7 protein-coding genes are annotated in these 7,446 nt (G+C 63.1%); 6 read left to right on the top strand and 1 reads right to left on the bottom strand.

Annotated features, from left to right (window positions below):
• The 5 genes from EN780_RS22945 to EN780_RS22925 form a co-directional block, all read left to right on the top strand.
• On the top strand, positions 1–1,158 hold a 1,158-nt coding region (locus EN780_RS22945), incomplete at its 5' end, for an ATP-binding protein (RefSeq protein WP_133372681.1).
• 58 nt (positions 1,159–1,216) lie between these two features.
• Complete coding sequence (locus EN780_RS22940) at positions 1,217–1,630, top strand: DUF559 domain-containing protein (RefSeq protein ID WP_128275398.1); 414 nt, start codon at positions 1,217–1,219, stop codon at positions 1,628–1,630.
• A 65-nt stretch (positions 1,631–1,695) separates the two neighbouring features.
• The gene (locus EN780_RS22935; protein WP_128275397.1) at positions 1,696–3,003 is read left to right on the top strand and encodes a DUF6638 family protein; all 1,308 of its coding nucleotides are present in this window, start codon (positions 1,696–1,698) and stop codon (positions 3,001–3,003) included.
• A gap of 15 nt (positions 3,004–3,018) precedes the next feature.
• Positions 3,019–4,143, top strand: a complete 1,125-nt coding sequence (locus tag EN780_RS22930) for a DUF2333 family protein (RefSeq protein ID WP_127285352.1) — start codon at positions 3,019–3,021, stop codon at positions 4,141–4,143.
• A 318-nt stretch (positions 4,144–4,461) separates the two neighbouring features.
• Positions 4,462–6,141: a formate--tetrahydrofolate ligase gene (locus EN780_RS22925; RefSeq protein ID WP_127391204.1), complete on the top strand. Its 1,680-nt coding sequence runs from the start codon at positions 4,462–4,464 to the stop codon at positions 6,139–6,141.
• Positions 6,142–6,213: 72 nt separating this feature from the next.
• On the opposite strand, the gene EN780_RS22920 is transcribed toward EN780_RS22925, so the two are convergent.
• Positions 6,214–6,861 (bottom strand): cysteine hydrolase family protein, encoded by a 648-nt coding sequence (locus EN780_RS22920; RefSeq protein ID WP_128275396.1) that lies wholly within the window; start codon positions 6,859–6,861, stop codon positions 6,214–6,216.
• Between the two features lie 124 nt (positions 6,862–6,985).
• Between EN780_RS22920 and EN780_RS22915 the strand changes: the two genes are divergently transcribed.
• A complete protein-coding gene (locus tag EN780_RS22915; RefSeq protein WP_245500082.1) occupies positions 6,986–7,399 on the top strand; it encodes a DJ-1/PfpI family protein in 414 nt (137 codons plus the stop codon).
• The last annotated feature ends 47 nt before the right edge of the window (positions 7,400–7,446 follow it).

The raw sequence follows: 7,446 nt of genomic DNA, 5'->3' as shown, positions 1-7,446 counted from the left end.
CCGCTGGTGATGACCTTCAAGAAGCCGGAAGAGGTCGTCGGCAACCACATCGCCAAATACCAGTCGGTGAAGCTCGCCAAGATGCTGATGGCCTATGATTTCGAGCGCGAGCTGAACCCGTTCGTCGAGCTTGGCGGCTTCCTGTTCACCTTCATCGGCGATGGCGCGCCGGGCACCGGCAAGACGACGCTGATCCAGATGATCGCCGGCCTCGTCAACGACTACTGCCAGGTCGCCGGCTATCCCTTCGCCTACGAGAATTTCGGCGTCGACCAGATCTCGTCCTACCAGGGCAAGTCCGGCCAGAACTGCCGCCAGTTCATCAACAACGTGCTCAATCCGCGCGTCATCGGCTTCGGCACCATCGACGACATCGACCAGGTGGCGGCACGGCGCTCCGACGATCGCGCCTCGGCCGGCCAGCAGGAGATCACCGGCGTCCTGATGGACGCCTTTGCCGGCGCCGGCACGGTGGTGCGCGGCAACTGCGCCTTCGGCATGTTTTCCAATTATCCCGAGAATGTCGATGACGCGCTGCGCCAGCGCGCCGGCGCCCGCTGGCTGGTCGACGGGCCGCAGTCCCGCGACGACTATATCGACATCTTCGTCCTGCTCGCCGGCAAGAACCACAAGATCCCGCTCGGCGACCACAAGCTCTATGCCGCGCAGGAAATCCAGCGCGCCGTGGCGGAAGCCTACGAGGAGCATGAAAAGCCGCAGGAAGACGGGCTGATCAAGGTCTACGAGCGCTACATGAAGGACAACGGCGCGCCCAAGTCGATGACCGATATCGGCACCTACCTGCACATGATCAAGGATGCCGAGCCGCGCTTCACCGGCCGCGCCATCAAGAACGTCACCGACGCCATCAAGATGCGCGCTATGGACATCGAACTGCCCGACGAATGGTTCGAGAAGCCGGAAGCCTTCATGCACAAGAGCTACGACGACAAGAAGGCGATGATCGAGGAACTGCGCGGACCGTTCTCGATGGACATGGTCATGCAGGAGATCAACCGCTACGCCGACTCGGAATTCCGCTATTCCGACAAGTCCGACGACGCCGCCGTTACCAAGATGATCCGCGACACCAGGCTGCGCGACCGCGCCGTGCGCGAAATCGAGGAGATGAAGAAGAAGGGGCTATGGAATGCATGATCTTCCTTCTCCCCGTTCACGGGGAGAGGTGCCCGAAGGGCGGATGAGGGGCAGCGCCATGCGTGGAGGAAATGAGCCGAAGGTCACGAGAGCCCGTGAGCTACGGAGGGTTGAAAACGATGCCGAGGACAGATTGTGGCATGAACTGCGCGGACGGCGATTGAACGGCCACAAGTTTGTTCGCCAACTACCGATTGGGCCCTTTTTCGCAGACTTCGCCTGTCGTGAAGCTAATCTGGTCGTGGAAGTCGACGGCAGCCAGCACGCGGGTCGGTCTCGGGATCGATACAGAGATGAAACGATGAATGGAAATGGTTGGTCGGTATTGAGGGTTTGGCACGCGGATGTTTTGAACAGCCGCGCAAGTGTACTTGATACGATCATCGCAGCCCTTGATGGCCGGCTGGATCGCAAAATGATTGGTGTCGATGTGAGATTTCTGCCGGCCGCCACGTCGGGAGAGAGACGATGAACGCTTGCGCCGCCCCTCATCCGCCCTTCGGGCACCTTCTCCCCGTGAACGGGGAGAAGGCATAAATGACCCACCCTGCCAAGAAACCCGACCTTCTGCGCGACAATGAGCTGATCTACGGCAGGCTGCTGACCGTCGACGAGCCGCATCTCATCCAGCGTTACAACAAGGCGCTCGTCGCCTTTGGCCTCAATCCCACCAGGCTGAACAGCTTCCAGATCGACCGCACCGGCTTCTCTCCCGAGGTCGCCGACGAATGCGGCGACTACGACTATCTCGATCCCAACGAGGTCAACCGCCGCTTCATCGTCCTGACGCCGTCGCAGATCGACCTGCCGGTGGTCCACACCGCCTTCTCAAACACCTCGCAGCTGATGTTCGAGTTCATGTCCAAGAACCAGCGCGCCATCGACGCGCTGACCATCAAGGACGTCATCTACGGCGAGATCGAGGACTCGGTGCCCAAGGTGGACGACATCGAGGACCTGCTGTCGATCAATCAGGTCGAGTTCAGGGTGCTGTCGGCAGAGGATGTGCTCGGCAAGGCCGCCGAGCTCGGCAAGCTGGTCGACAGGTTGAAGCAGGAGCCCGACGCCTGGCGCGACAACGCCATGCTGGAGCGCATGGTCGAGCTGGCCAAGGTCTGCGGCGACATCCGCGAGAACGCGCTGGTGCCCGACCAGGTGATCTTCCGCCACAACGCCTACTGGACCAGCCATTTCGGCGGCCTCTACGTCTTCGTCGATCCCGACATGACCACCGTCATCAGCGATCCGGCCGCGCCCGGTTTCCGCCGCTCGCGGCCGTGGCAGGTGAGCTATCTGTCGATCAAGGACGCCGACAAGGTGTTCAAATTCCTCGCCGCGACCGGCCGCATAGAGCTGCCGCGCGCCTCCTGGATCGAAGCCTCCGGCTATCTCGAGCATCGCGCCGAAATGGTGGTGCGGGCGCTGATCCGCGACACCGAGCCGAACCGCAATCTGACCGACGTCGACAAGGTCTGGCTGCAGACCTGGATCCATGGCCATACCGACCTGATCACCAGGGACGGCAATTTCCCCTTCCTCAACGCCGCCAAGCGCGAGATCGCCCAGTATGGCCATCTCAAGATCGAGGAAGTGTTCCCGCAGCAGCGCTTCCTGGTGATCCGCGCCAAGCCCGACCATCCCGATGCCTGGCTGACCAACCAGCTGATCTCCGACTTCGTGCCGCAGGACTTCGTCTCGCGCTACGTCTTCAACAAGCCCGGCTTCTACAGGGACTATGACGGCTTCAGCGACGCCTGGCGCTCGCATGTTGTGGACGTTCTGAAAACCACATATTTGAAAGACAAGGCGGCGTTCCGCACGCGCCTTTACGGCTTGACTGATTGAGGGGTGACGAGAGCCATGCTTGACCCGATTGTGAGTTTCTTCACCCAGATCTTCCAGTGGATCGGCCGCGGCATCGGTCTTCTCGTCGGCGTCGTCCTGTGGCCGTTCATGTGGGCCGGCCGCTGGTATGGGCAGCGCGGCTGGATCCTGAAGGCGGTGGTTGGCCTGGCCTTGCTGGTGCTCATCGGCCTCTACGCCAATTTCTTCTACGCCACCCAGTGGTGGAACAATTTCAACCCGAACTATCCCGACACCTACACGTTCGAGAAGCGCAACGTGTCGGCCGGCGAGCAGGTCTCGGCCGGCGCGGGCACCGATACGGCCAAGACCTGCGGCAACTCGGCGATCGCCCAGGTGGCGGCCGATCTGACCGACTTCAACGTCAACCAGAATGCCTGGATCTCGTCGATGATCCTCTACAAGCTCGGCCTGTTCGGCATCGACTGGGATCATACGCCGTGGATGGACAACAAGGCTTCCTTCCAGCGCGGCATCAACCAGGCGGTTCGGCGCACGGCGACGGAGCTTGCCGACAATCTCGGCCGCGTGCGCACGACCTCGCAGATCGACGCCGATCTCCAGGATGCGCGCGGCAATCTGCAGTTCGACGAGGAAACCTGGTATTTCGGCCTCAATCCGTTCGGTCCGAAGACGCCGACCCCGAGCTACTATCGCGACGCCGTGCGCAAGCTGCGCTCCTTCAACGCAAGGCTGGCCAGCTGCCAGGCGACGTTCGACGCCCGCGCCGACAATCTCAAGCAATATATCGACCGCATCTCGTCCGACATCGGCTCGACCTCGGCAATCCTCAAGGAGCGCGCCGAGAACCACAATGACGGCTGGTTCGATTTCCGCGCCGACGACCGCTTCTGGTTCGCCTACGGCCAGCTCTATGGCTATTACGGCCTGATGAAGGCCGCCCAGGCCGACTTCGAGGACGTCATCAAGGAAAAGCACCTGCAGAACCTGTGGGACACGATGGATTCGCAATTCGTCTCGGCGCTGCGCATCCAGCCCTTCATCATCGCCAACGGCCGCGAGGACGGCTGGCTGCTGCCGACCCACCTGACCACGATGGGTTTCTACGTGCTGAGGGTGCGCTCCAACATGGTCGAGATCAGCAACGTGCTGACGCAGTAGCCGCATCCCTCTCGCCAAGGGCGCTTGCGGATTTGCGCCGTCGCCCCTGTCGCATTCGGTGCATTGCGCGGCTGTTTTGAGACGGCGGCGCGGCATCCGCTCTGGCTTCTATACGGCGCAACGACCGGGCTCGAGACAGCCGACCCAAAGCGGCCCGGCAGCAGGAACACTCTTTCTTCGCAGGAAACATAGTTGCATGAAAGTTGACGCCGCGGCAGCGACAGGGTTAGAACATGCCCTCACGCCCGCACGGCGTCTCGAACATGCACAGATCATCAAACCCGTCCCCTCCACCGACCAATCCAGAGGAAAGCCGTCATGGCCGAAGTGAAGTCCGACATCGAGATCGCGCGCGCCGCCAGGAAGAAACAGATCCAGGAGATCGGCGCCAAGATCGGCATTCCGACCGAGCATCTCTTGCCCTACGGCCATGACAAGGCCAAGGTCTCGGCCGAGTTCATCAAGTCGGTGAAAGGCAACAAGGACGGCAAGCTGATCCTCGTCACCGCCATCAACCCGACGCCTGCCGGCGAAGGCAAGACGACGACGACGGTCGGTCTCGGCGACGGGCTCAACCGCATCGGCAAGAAGGCGATCGTCTGCATCCGCGAGGCCTCGCTCGGCCCGAACTTCGGCGTCAAGGGCGGTGCCGCCGGCGGCGGCTACGCGCAGGTCGTGCCTATGGAGGACATGAACCTCCACTTCACCGGCGACTTCCACGCCATCACCACGGCGCACAATCTGCTCTCGGCGCTGATCGACAACCACATCTACTGGGGCAACGAACTCGGCATCGACACCCGCCGCGTCGCCTGGCGCCGCGTCATGGACATGAACGACCGGGCGCTGCGCGAGATCATCTGCTCGCTCGGCGGCGTCGCCAACGGCTATCCGCGCGAAGGCGGCTTCGACATCACCGTCGCCTCGGAAGTGATGGCGATCCTGTGCCTTGCCACCGACCTCAAGGACCTCGAGAAGCGCCTCGGCGACATCATCGTCGCCTACCGCCGCGACAAGTCGCCGGTCTATGCCCGCGACCTCAAGGCCGACGGCGCCATGGCGGTGCTGTTGAAGGACGCCATGCAGCCCAACCTGGTGCAGACGCTGGAGAACAACCCGGCCTTCGTCCATGGCGGTCCGTTCGCCAACATCGCCCATGGCTGCAACTCGGTCGTCGCCACCACGACGGCGCTGAAGCTCGCCGACTATGTCGTCACTGAAGCCGGCTTCGGCGCCGACCTCGGTGCCGAGAAATTCTTCGACATCAAATGCCGCAAGGCCGGCCTCAAGCCGGCGGCCGCAGTCATCGTCGCCACCGTGCGCGCCATGAAGATGAATGGCGGCGTCAAGAAGGAAGACCTCGGCAAGGAGAACATCGAGGCGGTCAAGAAGGGCTGCCTCAACCTCGGCCGCCACATCGAGAACGTGAAGCAGTTCGGCGTGCCGGCGGTGGTGGCGATCAACCACTTCACCACCGACACCGAGACCGAAATCCAGGCGATGAAGGACTTCGTCAAGGCGCAGGGCGCCGAGGCGATCCTGTGCAAGCACTGGGCGCAAGGCTCCGCCGGCATCGAGGATCTGGCAAAAAAGGTCGTCGAGATCGCCGAATCCGGTGCCTCGCAGTTCTCGCCGCTCTATCCCGACGAGATGCCGCTGTTCGAGAAGGTCAACACCATCGTCAAGCGCATCTACCGCGGCGACGAGGCGATCGCCGACAAGTCGATCCGCGACCAACTGCACGCCTGGGAGCAGGCCGGCTACGGCAACCTGCCGGTCTGCATGGCCAAGACCCAGTATTCGTTCTCGACGGATCCGAACCTGCGCGGCGCGCCGACCGGCCACACCGTACCGGTGCGCGAGGTCCGGCTCTCGGCCGGCGCCGGCTTCGTCGTCATCATCTGCGGCGAGGTCATGACCATGCCCGGCCTGCCCAAGGCGCCGTCTTCAGAAAAGATCTTCCTCAACGAGGTCGGCCAGATCGAAGGCCTGTTCTAGGCTTCCTTTCGGCTGCGAAAACAAAGAGCGCCGCTTTCGCGGCGCCCTTTTCATTTGCGGATTTGAGTGCGGCTAGGCTGCATTGCGCGCCAGCGCGCGCTGGTTGGAAGCAAAGATCGTGTCGCGTTCCGGCAAGGCGCCGGTCTTCAGGCAGTCGATCCATTCGGCGGTCTTGAGCACCGCCGCGAAGCGCGACTGCAGGATGATGGTGACCACGCGGTGGATGTCCTCGGCCGAGGCATAGCCGGCGCTGTTGGCGTATGGCACCGAGCCGCTGGCGTCGGACAGGAACTCCACCGCAAAGCCCATATGCACGGCATGGATGATGGTCGACAGGTCGCAATTGTGCGTCATGTAGCCGACGACCGCGATCGTATCGATGGCATTGGCGCGCAGCCACGCCTCGAGATCGGTGCCGGTGAAGGCTGAGGGCAGCGTCTTCTCGACATAATGGTCGCGGCTTCGCCCGGCGATCTCGGGATGCAGCTCGCCGCCATGGCTGCCCTTGGCGAAGATCGGCGAGGTCTCCGGCGCCATCTGCTTGATGACCACTACCTTGACGCCGGCTTCCGCCGCCGCGTCCATGGCGCGCGCCACATTGACGACGCTGTCGCCGAACGGCGGATGCTGGATGGCGAGGTTGCCGCCATCATAGTCGTTCTGGACGTCGACGACGACGAGGGCGCGGCGCGGCTGGGCGGTATTGGCTGGTGCGGACATGGCGATCTCCTTTCGATCGGGTTGATGGGCACAAGCTAGGCCCGGCGCCAACGCGGCAAAAGTGTCCCGATTGACATCGTGCGAAAGAATTGGGACAATCTTGCCTGTTTCTCCCGGAGCTCCCATGGCCGACCCGATCGTCACCGTCATCGCCTTCGACGGCATCAGCCCCTTCCACCTCTCCGTGCCTTGCCTGGTGTTCGGCACCGACCGCACCAGGCTCGGCCTGCCGCGCTTCGATTTCCGCGTCTGCGCTATGGAGGAGGGACCGATCCACACCGACGCCGGGCTGACCATCGCCGTCCCGCATGGGCTTGCGGCACTCGACGATGCCGACATCGTCATCATTCCAAGCTGGAAGGATCTCGAAGACCCGCTTCCGGCGGTGCTAGCCGAGGCGCTCGGCCGCGCCCACCGGCGCGGCGCGCTGATCGTGGGGCTGTGCCTCGGCACGTTCGCAATCGCCGCCGCGGGACTGCTCGGCGGACGCAAGGCGGCGACGCCGGCCGAGGTTACGATGTCGCCGTCGTCGACGTAGAGCACGTCGGCGTCGCCGCCGGGCTCGACTGCTGTCTGCATATCGTG

Origin of the sequence: Mesorhizobium sp. M4B.F.Ca.ET.089.01.1.1 (assembly GCF_004022605.1) — a bacterium.
Taxonomy (GTDB): Bacteria; Pseudomonadota; Alphaproteobacteria; order Rhizobiales; family Rhizobiaceae; genus Mesorhizobium; species Mesorhizobium abyssinicae.
The sequence above is the reverse complement of the archived record's forward strand: the minus strand, read 5'-3'. Positions and strand labels throughout refer to the sequence as shown.